This is a genomic window from Mesorhizobium sp. WSM4844, assembly GCF_055811775.1.
On record NZ_JBVVQB010000127.1, the window covers coordinates 1 to 2,284 of the forward strand.

Annotated in this window: 2 protein-coding genes; one reads left to right on the forward strand and one right to left on the reverse strand. The window is 66.5% G+C overall.

Annotated features, from left to right (window positions below; translation table 11 throughout):
* Positions 1 to 150 precede the first annotated feature (150 nt).
* Positions 151 to 1,035 (reverse strand): LysR family transcriptional regulator, encoded by an 885-nt coding sequence (locus AC0L2A_RS35975; protein WP_473612926.1) that lies wholly within the window; start codon positions 1,033 to 1,035, stop codon positions 151 to 153.
* Between the two features lie 165 nt (positions 1,036 to 1,200).
* Here AC0L2A_RS35975 and AC0L2A_RS35980 point away from each other — a divergent pair, with 165 nt between their 5' ends.
* Positions 1,201 to 2,097, forward strand: coding sequence for an MBL fold metallo-hydrolase (locus tag AC0L2A_RS35980; RefSeq protein ID WP_473612927.1), 897 nt, complete (start codon positions 1,201 to 1,203; stop codon positions 2,095 to 2,097).
* The last annotated feature ends 187 nt before the right edge of the window (positions 2,098 to 2,284 follow it).

Consider the following 2,284-nt stretch of genomic DNA (forward strand, 5'->3'; position numbering starts at 1 on the left):
GATGCCCGGCAGGGCAGAGGGGGTCGGTTCGATCGGGCGCGACCTCCTCTTGCGACAGTGGAGGTTGGCGCATTACGCGAGACAACCTCCTCTGCCCTGCCGGGCATCTCCCCCTCAAGGGGGGAGATCGGCAGCTTCGGCCTCGGCGCTTCAACCCGTCTCCTGCTCGGCCGCGACCAGCATTTCGACAAACCTTGTCACCTTGGGCGGGCGAAACCGTGCGGCGGGGTAGACCGTGTAGATGCCTCCGGAGGGCAGCCGCCACTCGGGCAGGACCTGGACGAGCCGCCCCGTGGCCAACTCATCCCGCACCAAAAAATCCGGCAGCGCCGACAGGCCGGCACCGGCGCGGACGGCCGCCAGCACTGCCGGCGTCGCGTCGATGGCGATCGTTGCCTGCATGCGCACGGTCTGCTCGGCGTCGCCGCGCGAAAATTGCCATAGCAGCGGTTCGCGCAGCGCCATGTTGGCGACGAAGGGCAGCCCGGCCAGGCCTTGCGGGTCGCCGACCCTGAGGCGCCCGGCGAACTCGGCGCCGCACACCATGAATTGCCCAAATGTGCCGATGCGTCGTGCCTGCAGGCTGGAATCGGCCAGCCAGCCGACGCGGATCGCCACGTCCATCCCACCGGACGCCAGGTCGATGGTCTCGTCGCCGAGCGTCAGCTCCACCCGGCAGGCGGGGTAGCGCGCGCTGAAGGCGGCGACCACCGGCACCACCGCCGAGGTGCCGTAATCGTTGGACGCGGCGATGCGCAGCGTGCCGGTCGGCTCGGCGGCGGCCCGCGCGAGCTCGTCGAAGGCATCCTCGGCCTGCTGCAGAACCTGCAGGCAGCGGGCATGGAATGTCCGGCCGGCCTCGGTCGGATGGACGCGCCGCGTCGTGCGGATCAGCAGCGTCGTTCCGACATCACGCTCCAGCCGCGCCACCTGCTGGCTGACGACCGCCTTGGTTATGCCCAGCCGCTCGGCGGCCCGCGTGAACGAGCCGGCGTCGACCACCGCGGCGAAATAGGCCAGCCGGTTCAGGTTCATGCGTGGTTCATGGCAGGGGCGATCCTATTGTCAGGCAATGGCATACATTACGTCTATTTTGTTGGCCTTCAATACGCATTCGGCTTTTGCCATCTTCCTGAGGTCGAGGCTGCGCGGGAGATGCGTTCGCCCGAATTTCCGCATTCTCAAGCCCAGGAGACTTCCATGTTCACACGGAGAGCCGTCATGAAAACCACCCTCGCCGCCGGCGCTGCCGCCGTCTTCGCTCCCGCCGGGCTTGGCCATGCGGCTGGCGGGCTTTCCTGGAAACATTTTCCGGCCGGCGAAAACGGCTTCTTTCGCGCCCCGGTGCTGATCACCAGCGCCTCCGAGGCGCTGCTGATCGACGGCGGTTTCACCTATTCCGACGGCCGCGCCGTGGCCGAGGCGATCAAGGCGACCGGCAAGACACTCACCACCATCTATGTCAGCCAGTCCGACCCGGACTATTATTTCGGCCTCAAGCCGATCAAGCAGGTTTTTCCGCAGGCACGGGTGATCGCCGCTGCCGAGACGGTGGCCGCCATCAATGGCAGCGTCGACAAGAAAATCGCCGTCTGGGGGCCGCAGCTCAAGGAGAATGGCCCGCAGGCGCTCGCCGATGTTGTTATCCCCGAAGTCTTCGACGGCAAGACGCTCACCGTCGATGGCGAGACCATCGAGATCGTCGATGCCGAAGGCCTTGCCAACCGCCGCTATCTCTCGGTGCCGTCGCTGAATGCGGTGTTCGGCGGGGTGATGATTTTTTCGGGCGTGCATGTCTGGACCGCCGACACGTCGGGCAAGGAACAGCGCGCCGCCTGGCTCGCCAATCTCGAAAAGATTGTTGCCGCCAAGCCTGAAATCGTCGTGCCCGGCCACATGACGCCGCAGGCCGCCACCGACCTTTCGGGCGTCGAGCACACCAAAACCTATCTCATCGCCTTCGAGGAAGAACTGGCCAAGGCCAAGGACGCGGCCGCGCTCAAGGGCGCCATGGAAGCCCGTTTTCCCGGCCTCGGCATGGGCGTCGCGCTCGACATCGGCTCCAAGGTCGCCACCGGCGAGATGAAGTGGGGCTGAGAGCGATCTCGGTCTGATCCGGGCGAGCGGCCTCGGCGCCTCATCCTGCAACGCTGGTGATTGGCGAAAGCGCCGATGACGGCCAATCTCCCCCCTTGAGGGGGAGATGCCCGGCAGGGTAGAGGGGGTCGGTTCGACCGGGCGCGCCCCCTCTCTTGCGACAGTGGAGGTTGGCGCATTACGTGTG